Genomic DNA, 24,442 nt, shown 5'->3' with positions numbered 1-24,442 from the left:
TAAAGTCTACTTTCAAAGCTCTTCCAGTTCCTAAGATGAGATTTTTAAAATATGTCTCTGTTGAAGTATGGTATTGAAATTAAGTAGTCAGTCATCCGCCTCTTTAATTAGCTTTCGCAAAGAATTAATACTTTCGTAAACTAGTTTACATAACAATACCTTATAATTAATAGGTCATTAAATCTTATAACGAACTTCAATCCAATAATTTACATAGTTTTGCTTTACCAAAAAGCTTGTATACCAATTTAAATTTTTAAAATATATGATGAACTTGTTGAGGTATTAAATATGACTTTTCTTAAAAACTTAAGAATTGATAAAAAATTATTAAAAGAACTAGATTTTACTCTAATAATTACAATAGTACTAATAGTTCTTTTAGGAATAGTAAATATTTATAGTATTACATATAAAAACGGCGGATTTAGATATGCAAAATTACAATTTCTTTGGCTACTTATTGGACTTGCCATAGTATATGTTATTATATCCTTTGATTATAAAATACTTAGTAAATACATAGGTTTGTTTTATTGGGCTTGTGTAATCATTCTTTTACTTAACGATGTCCTTGGTAGATCAGTGAAGGGTGCTAAAGCCATGATAACACTTGGCCAGAACACCTTTGCTCCATCAGAATTTGCCAAGCTTGCATTAATTTTTATGCTTGCCAAGAAAATAGAAGAGATGGATTATGATATTAATAAGTTCAAGCATCTAGCCTTATTAGCGCTCTATTCAGTTATACCAACAGTATTGATACTAATGCAACCGGCCCTTGGAATGGCAATAGTATGTTTTTCCATGGTTTTAGGTATCTTATATTTAGCTCAAATTAATGTAAAAATTTTACTTTCTGGTTTATTAGTAGTTATAGTTTCATTTATCCTTATATGGAACACAAATTTGATTCCATCTTATCAAAAGTCCAGAGTTTCAGCTCTTTTAAACCCTGACCAAGATATCACAGGAATGAACCTACAAGTTAATAACTCCGAAGTTGCTATTGGTTCAGGTGGTATGGTAGGCAAAGGTTTGAAGAATAGTGATATAAGTTCTACTGTCCCTGAAAACTCCACTGATTTTATATTCTCTGCATTAGGTGAACATTACGGATTTACTGGTGAGATCATTCTTTTGGTACTATATGGTGTGGTCATTTGGAGAATAGTACTTATTGCTAGAAATTCTAAAGACAGGTTTGGTTCGCTGATTTGTATTGGAATTGTATCAGCTTTTCTATTCTCAATACTACAGAATATAGGTATGACCATTGGAATCATGCCTGTTTCAGGAATAGCCCTCCCCTTTGTAAGTCGTGGTGGCAGTTCTATGGTTTCATACTTTATTGGAATTGGACTTGTTTTAAATATAGGAATGAGAAAAAAGTCAATCAACTTTTAAATATAGCAATATAAAAAAATCCAAGGTTATAAGTTATCTTAAACCTTGGATTTAATCTATCTTCAGCTTTGTTAAAGTCTAATATGACAACAATACTCTCCTTTATAACAGACTAACACTTAGAATCTCTCTCTAATATTTATCTTTTACAATTTTCTATTTAGGATAAAACACTTAATTAATAACCTCTTAACATATCGAATTTTTTATTCTGTCTTAGAAGGCTATTATACTATTATATATACTATAGGGAATAGTAATTATATAGAGTTATCACTGTGTTTAGCTTTATAATCACATATAACCTTCCTATATATAACATCCAACAAAACACTGTAAAGTAATAGAAATAAGCTATAAACCAAAATCACTCCAAGGTTAAATAGACTTATCTTATCTACTAGGGATAAAATAATAGCAAGAGGTATGAATATAGTTATTACTAGAAGTATAAGCTTACTCTTAAAGGACTTATAGGTCATAAATGTATCAATTAGAATTGCATACAAAATTAGCTTTTTTATTTCAAATCCTACATCAAAAAATCTATCAAGTAAGAATAATACTCCAACAGATAAAACTAGAAATGCAATATACTTAACTGATATCCTAAGATTATCTTTGATTCTAAACCGAGCTATGATAAGAACCACAATCATCATCAAAGCTATAGTATTATTTTTTAAAAATTGCTCACTTACAGCATTAATACTATCATATATATATCTACCTGCTTTATCTACTAATAAATTTAAAGGTACTTTAGTAGATAAGTTTACTTCTCCACTTTTTATATTCTTTATCCGTAATAGCTTAATGTTCTTATCTATATTACTAAAATCCTCTAATAAAATATTATACTTCTTTTCTAAACTTGTTATTTCTGCAGATCTATTTTTTTCATTACAGTTAATTGGAACAATCAAATCATCATTACTCTTGAAGGGAAGATCAAGTGTTTTGTCACCTTTTATAATGTTATCAAAAAGTTTAAAGGATGGATCGCCCAATAAAACTGCTCTTGGAACCTTATCGTTTCCATCCATAATCGAATCATTATTTAATGTTATCAAGTTTCCTAGAGTAAAAGAACTACTAGATAGCAAATAAGTATCTCCACTAACTCCTGAAGTTCCTCCTATTTTTAGAGAACCAATATAGGCTACGCTACCCTTTGATATGAAATCTATAGCAACAGAATCATTAGGCAGACTCTCCATAGTACTACACGCTTCAGTAACCACAACTGAAGCTCTTAATACAGGAATATCTTTTATTCCTAAAAGTACCTTAGGTGCTCCATGAGTGAAAATATTTATATATTTTGAATTACTTAACTTTTCATTTAACTTATCGTCTTGATAATTTTCCAATACTATATTATTCACATTCCATCCACTATCTGAATAACTTGTACTATTCTTCGTTCCAAGCCCATCAATATAACTTACATCTTTAGAAGTACTCAATTTGTTATAATATAATATCCTATTTATAAACAAGCTTATATCTCCAGTAGTATTGCCTGTAATTACACCAATTCCTTGCTTTGAAGTTGGTTTCAGCTTATTATATATTTCTATATATCTATCTTTAGAATACTTATCTCTGTCTATAAACCAAAGAAAATACTTTCCTTCTAGCTTACTAGGCAATTGAAAAGTTAACTTAGCATTTTTATAACAAGCCATGTAGGCAGCTAAGGCTGATAGATCTTCACTCTCTACATATATGGTATAATCGGTACTATCTATTACCTTATTGTAATAATCATATATACTTTGAAAATCCCTATATACTACATTAATATTTATGTTGGTACCTTTATTAAAAGCTTGCTTAGTATCAAAAACTATGACTTTTGAATATTGACTCAATAGCTTACTATCAAATACTAAATCATACTTTAGCTTAGTTCCTATTTGCGCAGCCAAAGCCTTGACTCTCATATCGTCAGTATCTAAAAATATAGCTTCATCACTTTTTTTGCTCCCCAACCTTGTATCACTACTTTTCAAATCATATCCTTCTCCATTATATAAAGAAGTAAAATGTTTAGCATGATCATCAGAAGAATCATAGTTAAATACTAAAGGAACTTTATTATCATATGAATACCCTATGTTCTCCAAAAAACTAGTTTCATCTTTGGAAAATACTACTTTTTTGCTCTCTTCAGCTTTTACTGTAGTTCCAAAAATCAAAATAAAAATAGATAATGCTAGCAATAGTCTCCTCATCGTAACCCCCTAAACAATTTAGAATTCAAATATATTACCTTTTCTGCCCTTCTATGCCCAAAAATATGACTCCATATTATTTCCAGTGTCTTAATCTTCATTTTGCATTCTCAAAAGATGTGTCAGAGAAGACAAAGGCGGTTATGCTAATACACCAAACGAGATCATTAAGTTTATTTGTTGTTTGTACTATAATTTTTTTATAATACGAATAGCATTATATCCATCACTTTCTTTATTGTAATAATGGAAAAATATTTTAGGATATTTAATTGGAAGTATAGTAATAAAAAATTGTATAAGCATGTAATCCGCATAATAATTTAATATTTCTATGTTAGTAATATTGATCACTATAAGTAACACAATACCACTTAACAAGCTAATAAGTGGTCCTGATAAATATATAATTACTTTTGATATATCCCTAATGCCTTCAAGAAAACAATTAATCCCTCCAAATAGGGGATTAAATCCATATATTCTTATATTTATTCTTTTAATTGAAAAACTTTTAATTAATGGTCCATCAAAACTACCTAATAGTAAATCTACTTTATTCTTTGTTAATATAAGAGCGCTTAAGGCATGAGCACTTTCATGAATTAAGGTTGCTAACTGAACAAAAATTACACTAAAAATTACAATACCCATTATTTTCATAATAACCATTATAATACCTCCAATTGTAATATTAGTATATATTAAAAACTTTTCACTCACAAGTTTCTATTATTAAATGACAACATAAATTATTTTCCATTCATTAGATTTTACTTTAATAATAATGTGATTGATATCCTCAAACAGAAGCTGAAAGCTGTTGAAAAGTTCAATTATATGTTTATAAATCTATAGGTGACATGATAACCATTTTTTATATGCTTTTATAACATTTCGTGTCTTATACGGGAAAAAATCCGTTGATACCTTAGAATTATTAGAATTAAGCCTAATACTATAGTAGCGTATTACACCTAATAACTTTGGATTTGAAATGGAGTTAAATTGTTCTTAAAAGTCAAAATTCACATCTTTTTTCACGCAAATAAAAAACTCTCAAAGCCTTTATATATAAGCTTTAAGAGTTATTTTGGTAGCCCGTAGGGGGATCGAACCCCTGATTCCACCGTGAGAGGGTGGCGTCTTAGCCACTTGACCAACGGGCCAGGTACAAATAATATTGTACCACTAATTTTATTTTTTGCAACACTTTTTTATAAAATTTATTGAAATACTGCTTATTATTCTATTTTTTCCAATATAATCTCCCAATTTTCATTGATTAATCCATAAGTAAAGTTATCGTTATACTCTCCAGTCTTTCTATCAAAAACCTGCTTTTTTCTACAGCCTTCTCTTTCAAAGCCTATCTTTTCACAAATCTTTATAGATGGAGCATTTTGAGCATTTATGTTAGCTTCTAACTTGTGTATACCAAGAAAATTAAAAGAAAAGTCTACTATCCATCTTAAGATGTACTGCATTATACCTTTATTGGTATAATCTTTGTTTAGTACATAGCCAACCTCTGCTCTAGAATCAAGTACACTAATATTAAACAGCGCTACCAACCCTATAACCTTTTCTAGTTTCTTATCTTCTATAGCCCAGTCTATACGTTCCCTATCTTCATACATATCATTGAGTTCTTCAATAAACTTCCTTGCTTTACTTTCACTTTTTATAAATAAAGCTCTATCGTATGTCATTATGTCCTTGTTTTCGTATATATCTACTATGTCCCTTGCATCATTTTTATTTAGTTTTCTAAGCTTATAATCTTCTGTTTCTAGTTCTACATAATCATTGAATACATTTTCAACATTGTTAAGCTTAAAACGTGCAAGTAAAGGCATGACAACCTCCATTAGAATCTTTTTTTATCTATATGAAAGTACTTAATACTTTAGAACCTTTATTTAAAACAATGGTTAAGAGGTACACCTTCAGATGTACCCCTTAGCAGTAACTCTTATATTTTTCAAAGTCCCTCTCATAAACCAAGGGGAGCCTTGAAAATAAACATTTAATTGAAGTGTTACAGCTTTACTTTCTCACTCTAAATCCAAAGGTTTTCCATGGTTCTAGATAATCTAATAAGAACAGCTCTTCCTGGACTACGTGTCCAACTACATTGGTCTTACCATAGTTTTTCATAGGCTTTAATGCTACCTGAAGTTCTCCTGCATATCTTGTATAAAGATCCGAGTCTATTAATATATCTCCTCTTTTTATATCTACAGTATTGTGTGGAGGAAATGGTTGTCCTTTATACTTAACTCTGCTCATCGTACTTCTTACCATGTACTCTGACACATCCCCCCTATTAAAATGGTGCTCTTCAAGAACAATTTTCTTTTCAAAATCTGATATCTCTTCTTCAAGTTCCACCTCTAGCTCTATCATATCCTTATTTAATTCACTTAAATCTTTTAGTTCCTCTTCTGATGCAAAGGCATTTGCTATTATAACGTCGTCAATAAGTCCTGTAGCAAATAGATGTTTAGCTTGTACGCTTATAGGAAGAGCTCTATGTTCCTCTAATGTGCAAAGACCTTCTGATACTGGCCATGGTCCATGATCTGCAGCTTTAGAGTTCACGAAAGCAGCTGTTCTAATACCAAATTCTCTGAACTGTTTTGAACAGCTTACAAAATGGTCATAGGATAAACCTGTGTATATATGCGGATAGAAATTGTGACATCCATATAGATTCTCTAAATTAGGTTTGTAAGACATTATATTATCAACATATTTGGTTCCATTACTCATATTAAGCTCAATTTTAAGTCCATATTTATTATAAGTCATCAGGGTTTCTTCCATTCCACTGAAGCCCATATCAAGTCTTATACCATCAAGACCCATTTGTTTAAATATCCCTAGATCATGTATACTAGCATTTAGCCTATTAAATACAGTAGGATCTAGGTCTGCTATTACTTCCATATTGTTTGCTTTTGCTACAGACACTACCTGTTTAAATTCAGCGACGGTTTCCTCTATATCTTTATTGGTGGAAATAAGACAGGTGAATACTCTTGAAAAACCATACTTCCCTGCCAAGTTTATATAATTTATTATGTCAGCATTACTTTGATGTCCTGGATAAACCGATATACCTAATCTTCTCATTTTACTTGTCCCCCTCATTTAAATGATTTTTATAAATATAATAAGCACCTTTTGCAGGTGACATATCCTCATCAATAAAATTCAGTACTTTTATATTAGCTGATAAATATTCTTCAAAGGCTGCTCTAAGTATTTTTGATTTTTTTACCACGCCTCCAACTAGACCTATATTACACTTTTTAAAACCAAGTTTGTTATATACACATTCAGTGGTTTTGGCAAGGTTTATACCCTCTGTTACTAGTATGTTCTTAGAAGTTTCATCACCAGCCACTGCACATTCAGATACTAACTTTGCTAAGGCTGCAATATCATCCTTTGTTGCGTTATACACAAAATCTACGATTTTATCCACATCATCTATATTTAAATAATTCAAAATACTACTACTTAGATCACTTATAGGTAAATTGTAATCATTATCATGAATCATAAGCTTAATTGCCTCAATAGCTATCTTATATCCGCTTCCTTCATCGCCTAAAAGATTTCCCCAACCACCAGCTCTTTCTAGCTGTCCATCTTTTACACCAAAGCATATTGAACCAGTACCTGCAATTGTTAGTATGCCATCTTCTCCTCTAAGTAAGGCTTTTAAAGCCAACTCACCATCGTTCATAACCTTACAGGTGGTATTAAATTTACTTATAAGCTCCTCTTCTACCAACGATGAAATATCTCCAAATTCAGAACCAGCTAGTCCTAAATATATAGCTTCTAAGCAATCAATTCCTAAGGTATTAGTCAATTCTTCTATAGCATCCTTGATATTGCTTAAGGCTTTCTCTTTATCGTTCAAAAGATTACCAAAACCCTTTATAGTGGCTTTAAGTATATTACCATTCATATCAAAAGCTACTGCTTCAGTCTTTGTACCTCCACCATCAACACCTATAACATATCTCATAATCCTAATCCCTTCATATTCAAATAAATATCTATGTATTTTTATTCCTAATTATATGATATATTTCCTTAAATTCTTTATCAATACTTTATATGTAATTGTTATCAATAGTTTTAAAAATAAAAACCATCGCTACTACCAAATGCTTTAGTAGTAACGATGGTTTTTATAACCCTATTATTGAGCTTGTAATGTTAATTGTAGATTAACTTCTTTTCCGTCTCTAACAACTGTTATACTTACTTTATCCCCAGATTTATGTGTATCTCTTGCCTTGTTAAGTTCTTCAGTGGTCTTAACTTCTTTTCCATCGAACTTTGTTATAACATCACCATTCTGTATTCCTGCTTTTTGAGCTGGTGAGAAATCACTTACACTCTTAACATAAACTCCTATTGGATATCCATAAGCCTTTGATAAATCAGCTGTAACATCTGTTACACCTACACCTATTACTAATCTTGGCTGAGATAAAGTTCCTAGGCTATCCTTAGCATGATTTATTGGAATTGCAAAACCTATACCCTCAACACCTTCTTCAGAAGTCTTAGCTGTATTTATTCCTATTACCTGTCCCTTTGAATTTATAAGTGGTCCACCACTGTTACCAGGATTAATAGCAGCATCTGTTTGAATATAAGTTGCCTTCTTTTGACTTATAGTTATAGTTCTTGCTGGAGAGCTTACTATTCCTTTTGTAACTGTTCCAACAAATTCTTTTCCTAATGGATTACCTATAGCTATAACTTCTTCACCAGCTTGAATAGCATCTGAATCTCCAAGCTCTGCCACTGCTGGTACCTTAAAGCTATCAGTAACCTTAACTACTGCTAGGTCTTGAGTTGAATCATAGTTTAAAACTTTTGCATTCAATTCCTTTCCGTCACTAAGGGTTACCTTAACTTGAGTTGCACCGGATACAACATGGTAATTAGTTAGTATATAACCTTGTTCATTTATGAAGAATCCAGTACCTACACCTTCTTGTTGCTGATCTTGCTTCTGACCAAAAAAGTTCTCCGAGCTTACTATACTCTTGGTTGATACTGTTACAACTGCAGGTGCAACCTTCTTAACCACATCAGTTACGCTCATGGCAGTTGTAGAAGATGAAAACTTTGGTGGGTCATATGTTACCTTCTTTATAGCCGCGCTTCCATTGCTAGAAGATGCTAATCCTGTATTACCGTCTTTTAGATAGTACACTGCTCCAGCACCTACTCCACCTCCAAGTACAGCACATACCAATGCTCCTGCAATAATGGCAGCTACCTTGCCACCACTCTTCTTTTTCTTTGGAGTGTTGTTATTCTGCTGTGGTGTATAATCTACAGTTTGCCAGTTTGTAACAGGCTTACTAACCTCTCTTTGAGTATCATTATTTACAAATACAAAACTTTGATCACTTTGGTTTCCACTATTATTATCAAAATTATTGTTATAATTATTGCCGTAACTATTATTGTCTAGATTATCTGTAAATTTATTTTTGTAATCATCATTAAAATTATCCATTTATAATTACCTCCTGATGTATATTTATCTCATCTCTATGATCTTATAATACGGTGTTTCTGTGACAATTTAATGACAAATAATACTTTTTTACTGCTTATTATTTTGCTGCTCAGCTTTTTTTATTTGCTTATATCTTTTGGCTACAGCTTTAATCTGATTCACTATGGTTTCACTATTAGACTGACTAAGTATCTTTCCGTTAGAATTAACAGACTTCTCATCAACTAACGGTGATTTTGATAGCTTTGAAAGTTCCTTCTGCATATTTACATCCTTACTTTCATCCAAAAGCAAGGCAAGTGGTCTATCATTGATAAGCCCCTCTTCCTGAGAAGTATCTTTTACACTTATTAGATTCTTAAGCTCATTTAAATATGCCCCATTATAGTTCTTGCATAGTCTATGGTAAGAGAACGCCTCTTTATCATAAGAATTAAGCTCGTCTATAAAATTTTTATTATCCTTTAATAAGCCAAATTTATTTAAAACATCTGTTATTCCAATATAAGAGCCGCCATACAACAATCTTTCCTTTAATATAAGCTTGTTATATACATTAATAACATTCTTGTCGGAAAGTGACTTTTCATTTATAGGATTTATAAGTACCATTCCTGCTATACTCTGAGAGTACTCTTTGGCAAAGTTAGTCATTACAAGACTTCCATAACCTTCACCTACTAGTATATAAGGTCCACTAACTGCAGCTTTCTTTAATATCATCCTAAGATCTTTTGCCTGCTCTTCTATAGTCTTTTTAGAACTTCCATCATTAAACCCATAGCCTTCTCTATCATATACAAATATATTTCCGTCAAACCCATCATTTAATCCACTAACAACATTTCTCCACTGAGCCATGCTAAGTCCTGCATCACCATCGAAGATGACAGTGTAATCCCCACTACCATATACATCATAGGTAAACTTTTTACCACCTATTCTTAAGTACTTACCCTTTTCTTTTATCTTAGCATCAGTTATTTTAGTATCAACAACCTTATATATAAACCCAATTACTATAAGAGCTATGATCAGATAAAATATAATCTTTATTATTTTAAACGGATGTATAGGATCTTTCAATTTTATTTTACGAAAACTATTCGAATAAGGAATAAAACTCATGTAAATTCACCTAATTACCTTTCACCAAGTTTAAGGTTCGGTTTTGCATTTAGATCCATTGAAGCTATATTTCCCTTTATATATTCATAGTAAGCTGCACTTCCAATCATTGCAGCATTATCTGTACATAAAACTGGAGCTGGAAACAATACTTTAATTCCTCTCTTACCAGCGTTTTCAGTCAATTCCCTTCTAAGTGCACTGTTAGAAGCAACACCTCCTGCTATGGCAATCTTATCAACATTTTTTCTCTTACAAGTTTCTAATACATTCTCTGTTAATACATCTATTACAGCCTGTTGAAAGGATGCCGCTACATCTGCCTTATTAACTTCCTGTCCTGTCATATCCATCTTATTTAAGTAATTAAGCACCGCAGATTTCACTCCACTGAAAGAAAAATCTAAGGTATTATCGTGAAAGTTTGCTCTTGGGAAGTTTATAGCCTTTGGATTACCTTCCTTTGCTAACTTATCTATCTTTGGTCCACCAGGGTATCCAAGTCCAATAGCTCTAGCCACCTTATCATAAGCTTCTCCTGCTGCATCGTCCCTTGTTTCTCCTATAACTTCAAACTTACCAAAGTCTTTAACATGAACAATAAATGTATGCCCACCTGATACTACCAAGCACACAAATGGTGGTTTTAAATCTTTATGTTCTATGAAATTAGCGCATATATGCCCCTCTATATGGTTAACTCCTATAAGTGGTTTGTTAAGTGAATAAGCTAGACCTTTTGCATACTGTAATCCAACTAATAATGCTCCTACAAGCCCTGGCCCATATGTAACCCCAATTGCATCTATTTCTTCTAAAGTTACTCCAGCCTCCTTCAAAGCCTCTTCTACCACTGAGTTTATTGCCTCGATATGTTTTCTTGATGCAACTTCTGGCACTACTCCGCCAAACTTTGTATGTATATCAATTTGTGATGATATTATGTTTGAAAGGACTTCTCTTCCGTCAGCAACCACTGATGCTGCTGTTTCATCACAACTACTTTCTATAGCTAAAATTAAAGTTCTACTCATATTTATTACCTCTTTTTTTAATAAATTCATTAGATATTATACTTTATTGACAATGTATTATCAATGAATTAGTGCTGGAAAACAACAATCTTAATAATATTGTAATATATGCGCACTACTGCATTTGTAATACGCCTTTACTTAGCTTACAATATATTATTATAAGACAAGTAAAAAGGGGACCAGATTTTAATGGATATGTCATATGCAAAAGTTGTAATACAAGGATCACCTATATCCAAATCAAATTTTAAATTATTCAACACCAACGGAAGGGCTATACTGCCATACAACAGTGGTAAGTATCATGATAGATATGCATTATACGAGGAAGAGATAGCACTACAAGCTAGAGCTCAAAATCCTAATACAATCCTTTCTGAAGGCTTAATAGCGATTTTAAAGGTATACTACAAAAGCTCTAAGCGCCACCCTGATACCAATAATATAACAAAAAGTATCTTTGACGGAATTGAAAAAAGCGGCTTGATAGTAAATGATGCTCAGATAAAGCACATAATTATAGAGGAGTTCTATGATAAGGAGAATCCTAGATTTGAACTAGAACTCTTTGGTGAAAGTGAATTCTCTGTGGAGTATAAGATAGAAAAAAGAGTAGAACCTCTAGAAAAGATAATATACGGTCCACCTTCGAATAAAGCCAATGCTCTAATTAATAATACCACTAAAAAAACTAAAACTTCCGACACAAGTCTTTGCTGTTCCATATGTGAGAAAAAAATAAAAGGAAATGATTATATTACCGCTAATAAGGGTAAATCAGTAATATGTAAATCTTGTTTAGGGAAAGGATTTTAAAATGAAAATAATTTGTATTGGCGATAGCCTAACCTATGGATATGGAGTTGCTCCAGCTAAAGGATGGGTAAGCCTTCTTAACACCTCAACACCCAATACAATAATCAATAAAGGAATTAATGGTGATACTACTGTAGGTATATTAAGCCGCTTTTATAAAGACTGTATAGAACTAAGGCCAGATGCAGTAATAATAATGGCAGGCACTAACGATTTATTGACTGGAAGAAATATAAAAACTGTTATAGACAATATTGTCTGTATGATAAAGGATTGTGTACAAAACAATATTGCTCCTATAGTTATGACTCCACCATGTTCACTACCAGAACTAGCAGAACAAAGATGGTACTCTTCAATAGATTATAACTACATAAATGACGAGATACTATCAATGCCTGATTTACTTAAGGAAAACTTAAAAGCTATTCATCTTATTAATGAAGAGCATTTAACTACTTCACAAGTAATTACTGAATACAAATTAATGCCCTTACATTCTATAAATAAAGACACAGCGGTTATGTTACCAGTGATAGATCTAAGTAAGGCTATTCCTTTAAGCAATGATTTTTATATTGATGGCATTCATCTAACCTCAAAGGCAAATGAAATTATCTACAATATTTTAATAGAATATGTTAACCTATAAAAGTAGAAAACTTCACTGAAGCCATATTCTTCAGTGAAGTTTTTTTGTCCATCTTCCTTTTGGAATTTCTATTACTACATCGTACTAAAACTTATATTTTCAAATCGCAGTGGCACATCTTTATAGATTTGTCAGATCAACTATTAATTTATACACTTTTATAATATGTACTTATGTAGTCAGCTGCATATTTACCAACCTCATAGCCTTCAAGTGTTGTGTCATCTGCATATCCATAGGAATGTATCAGGTTACCACATGCATATATACCACCTATGGAAGTCTCATATCTCTCACTAACTACAGGGTACTTCTGCTTTGATTCAAGCTTTATTCTAGCCTTTTCTGCAAGGTCGCTTTCTGGCATCCACCCTACTGATAGAAGTAAGCAATCACAAGTTACTTTTTCCTTCTCTTCATGGAGTATATTTCCTTCTTCATCAACCTTAGCTATTGTAACAGATTCTATTCTATCGTTTCCTTCCACATCTAGGACAGCTCTAGATAGCAGTAATGGTACCCTAAAATCCTCAACTATGTCTTTAACCTTATCCTGTCTTGCATTTAGATTGGTCTTCTTCTCAACTATAGCTTTTATTTTTGCACCTTCAATAAGTAATCTTCTAGCAATTATCAAAGTGATATCAGAGGATCCTAAGATAACAATTTCTTTTCCAGGCAAAAAACCACTTATATTTACAAACCTTTGAGCGGTTCCTACAGTATAGATACCAGCAAACTTGTGAGTAGGAATATTTATATTACCAGTAAACTTTTCTCTGCTGCCCATAGCTAATATTATTGATTTTGCTTTAATATCAACTATTCCCTCTTCAGGATTAACATAACTAATAACCTTATCTCTATTTAAATCGATTACCATAGTATCTAATTTGTATTCAATGCCTAATTGATGCACCTTATCTGTCAAAAATTGAGCATATTCTGGTCCTGTAACTTCCTTGCTAAGAATCTTTTTACCAAATGAATTATGTATACATATATTTAAAGCACCACCAAGAGTATTTTCTCTCTCCAATATCAGTATGCTCTTTATCCCCTTTTCTTTAGCTGAAATAGCTGCTGCTATTCCAGCAGTACCGCCACCAACTACAATCAAATCATATTGATACATGCAAACACCTCTTTAGGAAATCATATTTAAACATATTAATTTTATCATAATTCCTTTTTTATGGATATATTAATATGTATTAAATCTATATTTTCAAGTTGTTATCTCACAAGCCATAGAAGACTTAAACTAGACTTTAATTTTTTATAAGCTTAATTGCAAACAATAACCTATATACTAACACATACAAAATAGAAAAATGAACAAACTATATAAAGAACTTAGCTAATAAAAGTTGAAAGGAGTAAGAACTTTATGACTAAAGCATCAAAGCAACAACAAAATAAAGAAACTAAGCACAAGAAAATACATGTAGACCATAATCCTAGAGAAGAAAGTTCAAGATCAGTTTTTGGAGAGCCTAAAGCTAAGGAGCATGATCCTAAAGACTTTAAAATTTAAGAGGGCCTTTCACAGCCCTCTTAAATCCTTATATATGAAATACGCCTCTAATTGCCTTATTATAATTTCTACTTACAGGTATTTCTTCATCTGTTCCATTTAGCTTGAGGATAAAGGTACCATTGATCCAAGGCACTATATTAGTTATACACTCCAAGTTTACAATGTAGTTCCTATGACACTTAATAAAATTAAATTGTTTTAATCTTGTTTCAACCTGGGCAAGGGTTTCTTCACTAGTATATACTTGACTTTCAGTGACAATATATACACTACCTTCTTTAACATAACAAAACAGTATTTCTTCAATATTTATAAGCATCAATGAGTCTTTTTTCCATACAGGTAGCTTCTTTAAAATCTTGTGATTGTGGTCTTTATCCGTTTCTCTTTTCCCTCTCAATCTATTTATAGCCAATAATACTCTGTCTTCGGAAAAAGGTTTAAGTATATAATCTGAAGCATTTAATTCAAAAGCCTTAATAGCATATTTATCGTGTGCAGTAACAAATACTACTTGTATATCATCAACAAGCTTCTTAAATTCTTCTGCAGCTATAAAGCCATTTATTCCAGGCATTGATATATCTAAAAATACTGCATCAGGCTTCAAGGCTCTTATACTCTCTATTCCAACCTTTACATCAGTGTATTTACCAACAATCTCTACCTCTTCATCCTTAGACAATACAAATGCCAGTTCTTCAATAGCGATTTTTTCATCGTCTATTATTATTATTTTAAGCATTCTTCTATCCCCTTACATCCCTTAATGTATTTATTATGTTTATCAAATTTTCTTCATCATATGGTTTTGCTATATACGAATCTATATATTTTGTATCACCCTTTAGGTCTTCGTACATCATTCCTGTTATTAATATTGTCTTGATATCTAAATTCATATCCTCTTTCAAAATCCTACACAATTGCAAACCATCAATATCTGGCAATTTATAATCTAAAATCAGTAAGTCCGGTTTATCATTAGAAACTAATTCTAATGAATTTTTCCCATTGGAGGCCTCAAAGAAACAAACCTCATCTATATATTCTCCAATTATCTCCTTAATCAACTTTCTACCATTTACCTCATCGTCAACAACTAATATCTTATACATCAACTTCTCCTAAGAAAGATTTATTTATATAAGCAACGAATTTTGCATTATTTTCTTCTATATCTATTTTCAAGGTACCATTATACTCAAGTTCTATTTGTTGTCTAAAAAGTTTTGTAAAATCACTGTCATACTCATCATAATTTACATACTCGCCATCAAAACTTTTACATGTCAATGTATAACATACAAAGTCTTTATCTATAAAAGCTTCTAACTCTGCAAACGAATTCTGTTGTTTAAGTATATTAAATCTAGATGACATCTTGACCATTCTTAATAGTAAAAACCTTGGTACATACTCAATCTCATAAATATCAGCATTTATAGTAAAGTTTCCTTCAAACCTAATATTCTGAATATAAATATATGTGTCCAGCACCTTTAACTCATCCTGTATTGCTACTACCTTTTTGTCATCCTTCAAAATCTCTCTTAAATATGTACTTATCTCAACTATTAGTTTTCTAGCCATAACATCATTTGTTCTTGAAAAATATGAAATTGTATTTAACGTATTAAATAAAGTATGAGTTTCATAATCAAGTAACTTTCTTTTTATAACGCTTAGATTTTTATGCTTTTTTATGTAATCCAATGCAAATAAACTATATAAATAATATGCTACATTAACACCAATTGGTAACAAAGCCCAAAGTAATCTTTGTTTTATAAAGACATATAAAAATAAACTATTAATTGATAACAAAGCAAAATCAATTAATTTCTTACTGTTTATAACTTTTTCTGTACAAAAACTATAATTAATATTTTTCTTCATAGGTTTCCTCAATAAAATTTTCTGCTCCATAAATTTCTTTGGCATCACCATATATACTTATTTCTTTAGTAAATGCACCAGCCTTTAACTTCCTTATTGAAGCTTCAGCAGATTTTATAATATTATCTACATTTTCTCCTGAACTCTTGGATAAAGCGCAAAGCTTATCACTAGCAACATATCCTAGCTTAATACTTTTATCCCCAATTCCTTTAATCTTACTATTTTCTACTTTTACCCCTATTGTTAAGGCTGATTTTCCTACAGCGCCTAGTAATTTCTCTGTTGACAATCCGCCTAATTCTCCAAAGAATCTAACTACTTTACCTGCTGTTATCATTTATATACCTCTCAAAACCAGAGCTTATAATGTAAGTTCAATTTTTAATTTTTCCCTATTTATTCATAATATATTATCGTTCACTAATAGTTACTTATTTATAGAATAGAAATTAAATATTCTCTTAAAATCTATGTTATTGGAATACTATTATGTTAATAATACCATATTTACCAACTTATTTTTAAGTTATACTATATTATCCACTCATCTACCTAATATAATATAATTATTACGAGATATCTTCAACAAATTTTTGTACTCATAATAAATATATATATATTTTTGTGTAGAATTATGTAATTTTATCTTCAATACTTCAATATATGCCAAAAATTAATTATCTAAATTCATTGATTTATAATTTTAGTTATAATATAATTTTTGAGTTAAGAAGACTATTTTAATGAGGTGTTTTGATGAAAATTGGTAAACTTAATCTTTCGTCTATAAAAAAACTTTCCACTAAATTAACTAAAGACAATATAATAAGGGCAATTTTTTACATACTTATTCTATACTCAATAGCCTTTAAAGGTGCTTTTTTCTTAGGATTTGCAGAAAATAAAGATCCTTACTCCTTTAACTTTTTCATAGGTTATAATAAAGCTCGATACTTTTTCAAATATTATCTAGCCTTTACCGCTGTATTTCTCAGCTTTGGCTTCCTATTTAAAGGTATAGGCAAATATATCTATATGCTTGTAATTAATTTATTTCTTACATTACTTATGATAGCTGACTTATGGTACTTTAGAGGTTTCCTAACTGTTCCTTCGGTCATGGTTGTTACTCAAACTGCAAACCTTGACAATATGTCTGGAACAATACTCTCTTTAGTAAGCAAATATGATGCTGTATTCATACTAGATTTTATAATCTTATTCATATATATATTCTTTACTTCAAAGTATTTTAAAAAAGTAAAGCGTAGTATAAAATCTTTTGCTATAGTTTTTGCTATTTCAGTAATATATATAGGTTATATTCCTTTTAATGTTCATATTCTTCACAGAGATGTCAGTGGTAGCTATATGTTTAGCGGATATGACCCTATGGATTCAGCTAGATACTTTTCCGCAGTTGGATACCACGTTTTAGATATTTATAATGTATACAAAGATTCAAAGCCATACAAACTTACAGCTGAAGAAAATAAAGGAATAGAGAATTTCTTTACAGACAAGAAAGAAAATCTTCCTGATAATAAGTACAAAGGTGTGTTTGCTAATAAGAATTTATTAGTAATTCAAGTTGAATCTTTAGAAAACTTTGTTATAAATCAAAAGATTGATGGCCAGGAAATTACTCCAAGCCTAAATAAACTTATAAATAACTCTATATACTTTCCAAATACCTTTGAGCAGGTTAATGAAGGTACAAGCTCCGACTCAGATTTAATGGTTAATACATCAATGCTTCCATTAAGAAGCGGAAGCACATTCTTTAAATATCCTAACACTACATATCATTCTCTTCCTAAGTTATTAGAGGAGATGGGGTATGATACTGCCGCAATTCACGCAGATAAAGGTTCCTTCTGGAACTATGCAGCTGGATTAAAAGGAATAGGATTTAAAAAGTTTTTTGACTATTACTCTTATCAGGATGATGAGCAAATAGGTTTAGGTCTTAGTGACGGAACTTATTTAAGACAGGTTGTTCCTAAAATCCAAAGTCTAAAGCAGCCATTTTACTCCTTTGTTGTAACTCTTACTAGTCATGGTCCTTTTGACCTTCCTGACAAGTATAAGGAGTTAAAGCTAACAGGTGAGTTAAAAGATAATATAATGGGAAGCTACTTCCAGAGTGTCCATTATACAGACAAGCATATAGGCTTGTTCTTAGATAATCTAGATAAAGCTGGTTTACTTGATAATACTGTTGTCGTAGTTGTTGGAGATCATACAGGGGTTCATAAATACTATGATGATAAAGTTAACACTCTAAAGAATCCAGAGCCATGGTATTTAGATAATGGTAACCATACTGTGCCATTTATAATATACCAAAAGAACTTTAAAGAACCACTAAAATCTGATACTTACGGTGGTCAAATAGATATAATGCCTACTATTGCTTATGTACTTGGTATAGATGAAAATAAATATGCAAACTCTGCTTTAGGAAGAAATCTTCTAAAAACAAACAAAAGCTTTGCTGTACTTACAGATAAGACCTTTAAGAGCACCGGCAGTATTTCTTCAGACGATAAAGATAGAGCTGTAAAATCTCTTCAACTATCAGACAAGATGATAAAGAGTAATTATTTTAAGAAATAGATGTAACATAAAAAAACTTATTACTGTTTGATTGTACTTTAACTAGAGTTATATAGTGCAATAAAAAACCATAATGGAAAAGTCCATTATGGTTTTTTTGCATAGTTACCGGTAACTGAGTTTATAACCTTAGACCATCTATCTACATTTTGATAACCTACGGCCCACTCGCACATAACTATACTTTCATCAGCCTTAAGATCAATACTTCCTACTGGCTGAGCTACTATCTTACCTTTACTTATTTCATATATGCTTACTTTATCTTTTGTTACTATAAATACTAGTCTTCCATTATAAGCTGTATATGCATCATATGCTGAAGGTACAACTTCCTTTATTGAATTCCATGGTACAAACAACTTATCACGATTTATAAGCTTTTTAGTAGGTGGATAATTAATATTGAAAGAAACTCCATTAGAACTGTTTTTATCTTTGTCACTTATCTTTCCCTGTAATATCCAGTGACCATTTCTTCTTGCCATAGTGTAGTTTTCATAGTCAGGCTTTGAAACGTACAATTTCTCTTTATCTGCGCTTGGTAACTTACGGACCTGTTCATCCCACGCCGTGTAAAAAGCTTTCTGTGCTTCCTCACCTAGTAAGGTTCCTATATCTATTCCTTTAGAAAATCTAGTATTATCTATAGGCATCATCTGGTCAGCATAATAACTATTGTTAAAATTGCTGCCTATATAATACTGAGTAGCTATGTAGTCATTGCTGATAAACTGTATATCTCTATACAAATCATAACTAGGAAGTTTAGTTATAACCTTTCTACTTACTTGTCTTTTGGCCTCGTTTAATTGTGCTACTTCTAATTCTTCATTTACAGTTCCTCGTTCTTCTAGATGATCAAGCTTTATTGTCCAAAAGCCTTTCGCTCTAGGTACAAGCAAATCACTTATACTCTTTATTTCACCTAATTTATTATCACTAAAAGAAACCCATATAGTTCTATAACTTGCAGCTCCATATTTTCCTCCAGAAAGATTTTCTCTAGCAGATTTTATGCCTAACAATACACCTACTGGATCATTATAATTTTCATTTGAGTTGTTTATAGAATCACTAGACTTTATATTTACTCCAACTTCACTCTGATGTAAAGTTGTATCACCAAGCTTCGCTAAGGTATAAAGCACTCCTCTATATATAAGTAATCCATTAACAGAATCTAACTTAATAAAATCACTAAATACGTTATTATCATCTGATACTGAGGTCACATCAACGTCTTTATTAATTGCATCACTACTGTTAGTCCAATTATATTCATTTATTAAAAAATATCTTAAGTTAACAACCTTCAATTTATATTTAGGATTGGCCAAATAATTCTTACCAACAGCTGCTAATTCCTGGTTAAAGGATACTGTGCTATTTAGTAACCCCTCAGCTTCCGCTTTATCACTTATAGTATTATCCATAATTTCATACTTAGTGATCTTCCAACTACCTTCTATATCTAGTTTATTTACCTTTGGTGCTTCTATAACTTCACCTTGATCTTTTAGTGTAGCTGATATACTTGTACATCCTGTCAAATATAATGCTAATATCAATATTCCAAATATCTTAATCACATTTTTCATATTCTTCACCCTTAGGCTTCAAAAGGAATGGTAACAAGTACCTTCGTTCCTTTATTTACTTCACTACTAATTTGGAAAGTTCCTCCATGCATCTCTATTATCTCATCGCATATAGAAAGTCCTATACCATTTTGAGACTTTGAGTTTTTACCTTTAAAGAATTTCTCCTTTACTCTTGGAATTTCTTCCTTACTTATTCCACAACCAGTATCATTTACTTCAATTTTTAAGTTATTTTCCACTTTATACACTTTTAATAAAACCGATCCCTGTGAATCAGTAAACTTGAAGGCGTTATCTAATAGATTGATAAGCACTTGCTTTAATCTACCAGAATCGGCACTTATTAAAGGTAAATCAGGCTCACAATAAACATTAAATTCTATATTTTCTCTTTCGGCTCTTGGTCTTAGATAAACATTAACATAATCTATCAACTGACTTATATCTACATCTTCTCTATTTAGTTTAACCTTCCCGGATACAAATCTAGAAAAATCTAAAAGCTCTTCTACCATAGCAGACAATCTATCAGACTCTTTTTCTATTATCTTAAACCCAGTATCAAGCATGGCTCTGTCAGTTTCTTCATTGTTGAGAACTACTGCCCAGCCCTTAATTGCAGTAAGTGGTGTTCTTAGCTCATGTGATACAGATGATATAAAATCATTTTTCAACTCATCTCTCTTTTTTAGCTCTTCAGCCATATAATCTAAAGTATTGGCCAGACTACCGATTTCATCAACTCTTTTACTATTACTTCTAACTAAAAGATCTCCTACTGCCATTCTTTCCGCAACTTTCGTAACTTCCTTTATTGGATTAACAATACTATTGGCTAGTATATAGCTTAAAAATACGCCTATCATAAATACCATTACCCCTATGGATATAAACAGTATAGATATAGCCCGAATGGATTTGTTCACTTCTTTAAGTGAAGTAATAAACCGTAATACCCCATCCATCTTATTTCCTGACATTAAGGGGTACGACACTGCCATTACTTCATTTGAATCATAATAAACCCTTCCAATCCATCTTCCTTTTTCACCCTTTAAGGCTTTTCTTACATCATCATCATGAATTACAGCTCCTTCTTTTACACCTATAGAATCAGCTATAAGCTTTCCATTTAAGTCAAGAACCTGAACCTGAGCATTAGTCTGCTTCCAAAAAACATCCACATTGTCATATATATTATCAACAAGAGAAGATGAATAACAATACTTTCTATAAAAGTCTGCTGAAGTTTTAAGCTGATTAACTAATAAGGCCTCTGTATTATCATAATAATGCCTTCTTAAAAAGAATATAAATAATACTTCTAACAGTGTAACTGTGAAAAAAACTGCCACCAGAAAATATATAGTAATTTTATATTTTATACTTCTCATATATTGTCACCTATTTCTTCCATCTATAACCTGTTCCCCATACTGTTTCTATATATCTAGGGGTAGATGCTGTATCCTCAATCTTTGATCTCAATCTTCTTATGTTTACATCAACAATTTTAGGGTCTCCAAAGAAGTTTACTCCCCATACAAGATTTAATAGTTCATCTCTGCTAAAGGCCTTACCTGGGTTCTCAAGAAATATCTTCATAAGTAAAAACTCCTTAGGTGTAACATCTATTTCCTGCTCCAATTTAAATAACTTCTGAGAATATAAATTCATTTCAAAAGGTTCCAATACTAATTTATCACTGTCCTTCTTGTCCACCTTTTCATCCATTCTTCTCAATAGTGCTTTCACTCTCAATGTAACTTCCATAGGATTGAAAGGCTTAACGACATAATCATCAGCCCCAAATTCTAATCCCATAATCCTATCCATGTCTTGTCCCTTAGCAGTTAACATAACTATTCCCATGTTAGGATACTCCTTTCTAAGCCTTTCACATACCTTAAAACCGTCTATACCTGGAAGCATAACATCCAGAATCGCAATATCAGGTTTCTCTAAAAGTGCCAGTCTTATTCCTTCTTCTCCATTTGGAGCTTCGATTACATTATAATCATTTCTCTCAAAGTTTATTTTTAGAAATCCTCTTATACTATCTTCATCTTCTACCAACAATATTTTTGCCATTTGCTAATCCTCCTACATAAATATCTATAATAATCTAATCTTTTATTTCTAAACTTAGCCTTATAATAAACTATTTTCATTGCCAATAAATTAAAAAATCATTAATTTTTATTTTTAGACTATATTTAATAATATTGCTGAAATTAGCATAGCCTTTTTTTATTGACTTGCAATATTTTATATAATTATATTATATATCCTAAAACTATAAAAGTAGAGATACCATACTTGGTTCCCTACTTATAGCTTGTACATTATTTCAAGGTTTTAAACTCATATCCTTTATTTTTTAAATCTGTTATTATATCTTGTAAAACTTCTGCAGAAGTTTCTTTTCCATAAGTATCATGCATCAAAATAACTACCTTATTTTGTCCTTTAAAGGTTTCTTTATATTTATTGAAAAGCTGATCTTTAGTCCTATGCTTTGCCTCTGCATCACCTGTTAGAACATTCCAGTCTATATACTTATATCCTCTTTCATCAAATATCTTATCTGTTGCTCCAACACCTTTCCAGGACATATGTCCTCCTGGAAATCTTACCAGTCTAGTGACAAAGTCTTTACCTAGAACATCTTTCAGAGCATTATCATTTTTATCTACTTCATCCATAAAATTATTCACATCTACAGTTCCATTTGGGTATAAATGTTTATAAACATGTGTATATGTATGATTGCCTATGGCATTACCCTGCTTATATGTATCCAATAATATATCTTTTGCCTTTTGATTTTTTTCTAATTCATTACCTACTATAAAAAAGGTAGCTTTTATATTATTATTTTTTAATATATCCAAGACTCTAGGTGTTACAGTTGTAGAAGGACCATCATCAAAAGTCAAAAAGGCTATTTTTTTATTATCATTAATCTTAATCCCCTTTGATATAAAATCCTGTATAGGTGCCGCATCATAACTATTTTTGTCTTCACTAAGCTCTTTGTTTATTTCTTTTAATGTATTACTCTTAATTTCACCACTATCAGTTTTATTATTGCTATTAGCTTGATCAGTACTGTTGGTTTTACTAGTATTATCGATATTAGCACCATTGTTCTTTACATCGCTAATAACAGATGCTTGTACAACTTCTTTTTTCACTAAGACACCCTGTCTATAATGGAATACAGTAAATCCTGCTGCTATTATTAATGTACCTGTAAATACTGCTACACTAACCCTTCTGCGTCTTTTTCTTCTAGCCATCATCTTTGTTCTTTTGTTATTAAACAAAACTACCATCCCCTAATTTTCGATATGTATGGATATTATGATTTATTATATCTAAATAAATCTAACATATATACATAATAAACTATTTTTCATCTCTACAAATTACATTTTTATAAAAGAAAATTACAAATTTGTAACATCATGCATTTATCAAGTAAATTAACTGCCTTTTTATTGGATGTTTTTTTAAATTTACATATATAGCGTGAATTATATTGTATTTTTTTACATTAATTTAATGAATATACATTTATTATACCTCAAATTATGTGATAAAAAAATATAATAAAATCTTTTTATCAACATAATTTTTATAAGTGACAATTTTCGCCATACTATGTAGTAATAAGTCTTTTTAAAAAATCAAAAAACACCAGTTAATAAATAACTGATGTACAAATTCAAATGGCTCCGCGGAGAGGGTTCGAACCTCCAACCTATCGGTTAACAGCCGAGTGCTCCACCATTGAGCTACCGCGGAATATTATTAAATTATCTTGAAAGATTATTCTTTCAAAATTGCACTTAAGTTTACTTTGTAATATTTTTATTGGTTAAGCCCTCGATCTATTAGTATCGGTCAGCTGAACATGTTACCATGCTTA

Annotated in this window: 22 protein-coding genes and 2 tRNA genes; 5 read left to right on the top strand and 19 right to left on the bottom strand. The window is 31.1% G+C overall.

Annotation, left to right across the window (positions count from 1 at the left end):
- The first annotated feature begins 291 nt into the window (after window positions 1-291).
- Window positions 292-1,407 carry an FtsW/RodA/SpoVE family cell cycle protein gene (locus GXK57_RS22515; RefSeq protein ID WP_160680265.1) on the top strand — a complete coding sequence of 372 codons (1,116 nt, stop codon included), beginning with the start codon at window positions 292-294 and terminating at the stop codon, window positions 1,405-1,407.
- Between the two features lie 260 nt (window positions 1,408-1,667).
- Here GXK57_RS22515 and GXK57_RS22510 read toward each other — a convergent pair whose 3' ends face one another.
- From GXK57_RS22510 to tsaD, 9 genes are all read right to left on the bottom strand, one after another.
- Window positions 1,668-3,647, bottom strand: coding sequence for a hypothetical protein (locus tag GXK57_RS22510; RefSeq protein WP_160680264.1), 1,980 nt, complete (start codon window positions 3,645-3,647; stop codon window positions 1,668-1,670).
- A gap of 189 nt (window positions 3,648-3,836) precedes the next feature.
- Window positions 3,837-4,319, bottom strand: a complete 483-nt coding sequence (locus tag GXK57_RS22505) for a hypothetical protein (protein ID WP_160680263.1) — start codon at window positions 4,317-4,319, stop codon at window positions 3,837-3,839.
- A 422-nt stretch (window positions 4,320-4,741) separates the two neighbouring features.
- Window positions 4,742-4,816: transfer RNA gene (locus tag GXK57_RS22500), tRNA-Glu, on the bottom strand.
- Window positions 4,817-4,891: 75 nt separating this feature from the next.
- Window positions 4,892-5,506: a GNAT family protein gene (locus GXK57_RS22495; protein WP_160680262.1), complete on the bottom strand. Its 615-nt coding sequence runs from the start codon at window positions 5,504-5,506 to the stop codon at window positions 4,892-4,894.
- Window positions 5,507-5,696: 190 nt separating this feature from the next.
- Window positions 5,697-6,785 carry a MupG family TIM beta-alpha barrel fold protein gene (locus GXK57_RS22490; RefSeq protein ID WP_160680261.1) on the bottom strand — a complete coding sequence of 363 codons (1,089 nt, stop codon included), beginning with the start codon at window positions 6,783-6,785 and terminating at the stop codon, window positions 5,697-5,699.
- 1 nt (window position 6,786) lies between these two features.
- Window positions 6,787-7,692 (bottom strand): BadF/BadG/BcrA/BcrD ATPase family protein, encoded by a 906-nt coding sequence (locus tag GXK57_RS22485; RefSeq protein ID WP_160680260.1) that lies wholly within the window; start codon window positions 7,690-7,692, stop codon window positions 6,787-6,789.
- A 177-nt stretch (window positions 7,693-7,869) separates the two neighbouring features.
- A complete protein-coding gene (locus GXK57_RS22480) occupies window positions 7,870-9,207 on the bottom strand; it encodes a trypsin-like peptidase domain-containing protein (RefSeq protein ID WP_160680259.1) in 1,338 nt (445 codons plus the stop codon).
- A 90-nt stretch (window positions 9,208-9,297) separates the two neighbouring features.
- On the bottom strand, window positions 9,298-10,338 hold the full coding sequence (locus GXK57_RS22475; RefSeq protein ID WP_160680258.1) for an alpha/beta hydrolase: 1,041 nt from the start codon (window positions 10,336-10,338) through the stop codon (window positions 9,298-9,300).
- A gap of 14 nt (window positions 10,339-10,352) precedes the next feature.
- The gene (tsaD, locus tag GXK57_RS22470) at window positions 10,353-11,372 is read right to left on the bottom strand and encodes a tRNA (adenosine(37)-N6)-threonylcarbamoyltransferase complex transferase subunit TsaD (protein WP_160680257.1); all 1,020 of its coding nucleotides are present in this window, start codon (window positions 11,370-11,372) and stop codon (window positions 10,353-10,355) included.
- Window positions 11,373-11,564: 192 nt separating this feature from the next.
- Here tsaD and GXK57_RS22465 point away from each other — a divergent pair, with 192 nt between their 5' ends.
- Together GXK57_RS22465 and GXK57_RS22460 are read left to right on the top strand one after the other, a co-directional pair.
- Entirely contained in the window at window positions 11,565-12,191 is a 627-nt protein-coding gene (locus tag GXK57_RS22465) for a RusA family crossover junction endodeoxyribonuclease (RefSeq protein WP_160680256.1), read from the top strand.
- 1 nt (window position 12,192) lies between these two features.
- The gene (locus tag GXK57_RS22460; protein ID WP_160680255.1) at window positions 12,193-12,843 is read left to right on the top strand and encodes a GDSL-type esterase/lipase family protein; all 651 of its coding nucleotides are present in this window, start codon (window positions 12,193-12,195) and stop codon (window positions 12,841-12,843) included.
- A gap of 148 nt (window positions 12,844-12,991) precedes the next feature.
- Here the strand turns inward: GXK57_RS22460 and GXK57_RS22455 are convergent, their stop codons facing one another.
- The gene (locus GXK57_RS22455; RefSeq protein ID WP_160680254.1) at window positions 12,992-13,978 is read right to left on the bottom strand and encodes an FAD-dependent oxidoreductase; all 987 of its coding nucleotides are present in this window, start codon (window positions 13,976-13,978) and stop codon (window positions 12,992-12,994) included.
- A 255-nt stretch (window positions 13,979-14,233) separates the two neighbouring features.
- Between GXK57_RS22455 and GXK57_RS26415 the strand changes: the two genes are divergently transcribed.
- The gene (locus GXK57_RS26415) at window positions 14,234-14,380 is read left to right on the top strand and encodes a CPC_1213 family protein (RefSeq protein ID WP_202127770.1); all 147 of its coding nucleotides are present in this window, start codon (window positions 14,234-14,236) and stop codon (window positions 14,378-14,380) included.
- Window positions 14,381-14,408: 28 nt separating this feature from the next.
- Here the strand turns inward: GXK57_RS26415 and GXK57_RS22450 are convergent, their stop codons facing one another.
- Genes GXK57_RS22450 through GXK57_RS22435 form a run of 4 tightly spaced genes read right to left on the bottom strand, consistent with a single transcriptional unit; the run spans window position 14,409 to window position 16,622 of the window.
- Window positions 14,409-15,128, bottom strand: coding sequence for a LytTR family DNA-binding domain-containing protein (locus GXK57_RS22450; protein WP_160680253.1), 720 nt, complete (start codon window positions 15,126-15,128; stop codon window positions 14,409-14,411).
- A 4-nt stretch (window positions 15,129-15,132) separates the two neighbouring features.
- Entirely contained in the window at window positions 15,133-15,501 is a 369-nt protein-coding gene (locus GXK57_RS22445; protein ID WP_160680252.1) for a response regulator, read from the bottom strand.
- Complete coding sequence (locus tag GXK57_RS22440; protein WP_160680251.1) at window positions 15,494-16,282, bottom strand: histidine kinase; 789 nt, start codon at window positions 16,280-16,282, stop codon at window positions 15,494-15,496. Before GXK57_RS22440 ends, GXK57_RS22445 begins: the two co-directional genes overlap by 8 nt.
- Window positions 16,266-16,622 (bottom strand): hypothetical protein, encoded by a 357-nt coding sequence (locus GXK57_RS22435; protein ID WP_160680250.1) that lies wholly within the window; start codon window positions 16,620-16,622, stop codon window positions 16,266-16,268. Before GXK57_RS22435 ends, GXK57_RS22440 begins: the two co-directional genes overlap by 17 nt.
- Before the next feature lie 419 nt (window positions 16,623-17,041).
- Here GXK57_RS22435 and GXK57_RS22430 point away from each other — a divergent pair, with 419 nt between their 5' ends.
- The gene (locus GXK57_RS22430) at window positions 17,042-18,904 is read left to right on the top strand and encodes an LTA synthase family protein (RefSeq protein WP_160680249.1); all 1,863 of its coding nucleotides are present in this window, start codon (window positions 17,042-17,044) and stop codon (window positions 18,902-18,904) included.
- An 86-nt stretch (window positions 18,905-18,990) separates the two neighbouring features.
- Here the strand turns inward: GXK57_RS22430 and GXK57_RS22425 are convergent, their stop codons facing one another.
- The 5 genes from GXK57_RS22425 to GXK57_RS22405 form a co-directional block, all read right to left on the bottom strand.
- Entirely contained in the window at window positions 18,991-20,505 is a 1,515-nt protein-coding gene (locus GXK57_RS22425; protein WP_160680248.1) for a hypothetical protein, read from the bottom strand.
- 11 nt (window positions 20,506-20,516) lie between these two features.
- On the bottom strand, window positions 20,517-21,902 hold the full coding sequence (locus GXK57_RS22420) for a HAMP domain-containing sensor histidine kinase (RefSeq protein ID WP_160680247.1): 1,386 nt from the start codon (window positions 21,900-21,902) through the stop codon (window positions 20,517-20,519).
- Window positions 21,903-21,912: 10 nt separating this feature from the next.
- Window positions 21,913-22,599 (bottom strand): response regulator transcription factor, encoded by a 687-nt coding sequence (locus tag GXK57_RS22415; RefSeq protein WP_160680246.1) that lies wholly within the window; start codon window positions 22,597-22,599, stop codon window positions 21,913-21,915.
- Window positions 22,600-22,853: 254 nt separating this feature from the next.
- Window positions 22,854-23,837 (bottom strand): polysaccharide deacetylase family protein, encoded by a 984-nt coding sequence (locus tag GXK57_RS22410; RefSeq protein WP_160680245.1) that lies wholly within the window; start codon window positions 23,835-23,837, stop codon window positions 22,854-22,856.
- 406 nt (window positions 23,838-24,243) lie between these two features.
- A tRNA-Asn gene (locus GXK57_RS22405) sits at window positions 24,244-24,318 on the bottom strand.
- Between the last annotated feature and the right edge of the window lie 124 nt (window positions 24,319-24,442).

The sequence above is a fragment of the Clostridium sp. C8-1-8 genome (genome assembly GCF_009928445.1).
Lineage (GTDB): Bacteria > Bacillota > Clostridia > Clostridiales > Clostridiaceae > Clostridium_AR.
Note: the sequence above shows the minus strand (reverse complement) of the source record. Positions and strands in the feature narration are given on the sequence as shown.

Coding starts and splice junctions, on each gene's coding strand:
- tsaD (WP_160680257.1), bottom strand. CDS start 11,372: ATGAGTAGAACTTTAATTTTAGCTATAGAAAGTAGTTGTGATGAAACA.
- GXK57_RS26415 (WP_202127770.1), top strand. CDS start 14,234: ATGACTAAAGCATCAAAGCAACAACAAAATAAAGAAACTAAGCACAAG.
- GXK57_RS22415 (WP_160680246.1), bottom strand. CDS start 22,599: ATGGCAAAAATATTGTTGGTAGAAGATGAAGATAGTATAAGAGGATTT.
- GXK57_RS22460 (WP_160680255.1), top strand. CDS start 12,193: ATGAAAATAATTTGTATTGGCGATAGCCTAACCTATGGATATGGAGTT.
- GXK57_RS22480 (WP_160680259.1), bottom strand. CDS start 9,207: ATGGATAATTTTAATGATGATTACAAAAATAAATTTACAGATAATCTA.
- GXK57_RS22435 (WP_160680250.1), bottom strand. CDS start 16,622: ATGATAACAGCAGGTAAAGTAGTTAGATTCTTTGGAGAATTAGGCGGA.
- GXK57_RS22450 (WP_160680253.1), bottom strand. CDS start 15,128: ATGCTTAAAATAATAATAATAGACGATGAAAAAATCGCTATTGAAGAA.
- GXK57_RS22430 (WP_160680249.1), top strand. CDS start 17,042: ATGAAAATTGGTAAACTTAATCTTTCGTCTATAAAAAAACTTTCCACT.
- GXK57_RS22420 (WP_160680247.1), bottom strand. CDS start 21,902: ATGAGAAGTATAAAATATAAAATTACTATATATTTTCTGGTGGCAGTT.
- GXK57_RS22465 (WP_160680256.1), top strand. CDS start 11,565: ATGGATATGTCATATGCAAAAGTTGTAATACAAGGATCACCTATATCC.
- GXK57_RS22445 (WP_160680252.1), bottom strand. CDS start 15,501: ATGTATAAGATATTAGTTGTTGACGATGAGGTAAATGGTAGAAAGTTG.
- GXK57_RS22485 (WP_160680260.1), bottom strand. CDS start 7,692: ATGAGATATGTTATAGGTGTTGATGGTGGAGGTACAAAGACTGAAGCA.
- GXK57_RS22510 (WP_160680264.1), bottom strand. CDS start 3,647: ATGAGGAGACTATTGCTAGCATTATCTATTTTTATTTTGATTTTTGGA.
- GXK57_RS22505 (WP_160680263.1), bottom strand. CDS start 4,319: ATGGTTATTATGAAAATAATGGGTATTGTAATTTTTAGTGTAATTTTT.
- GXK57_RS22475 (WP_160680258.1), bottom strand. CDS start 10,338: ATGAGTTTTATTCCTTATTCGAATAGTTTTCGTAAAATAAAATTGAAA.
- GXK57_RS22440 (WP_160680251.1), bottom strand. CDS start 16,282: ATGAAGAAAAATATTAATTATAGTTTTTGTACAGAAAAAGTTATAAAC.
- GXK57_RS22425 (WP_160680248.1), bottom strand. CDS start 20,505: ATGAAAAATGTGATTAAGATATTTGGAATATTGATATTAGCATTATAT.
- GXK57_RS22455 (WP_160680254.1), bottom strand. CDS start 13,978: ATGTATCAATATGATTTGATTGTAGTTGGTGGCGGTACTGCTGGAATA.
- GXK57_RS22490 (WP_160680261.1), bottom strand. CDS start 6,785: ATGAGAAGATTAGGTATATCGGTTTATCCAGGACATCAAAGTAATGCT.
- GXK57_RS22495 (WP_160680262.1), bottom strand. CDS start 5,506: ATGCCTTTACTTGCACGTTTTAAGCTTAACAATGTTGAAAATGTATTC.
- GXK57_RS22515 (WP_160680265.1), top strand. CDS start 292: ATGACTTTTCTTAAAAACTTAAGAATTGATAAAAAATTATTAAAAGAA.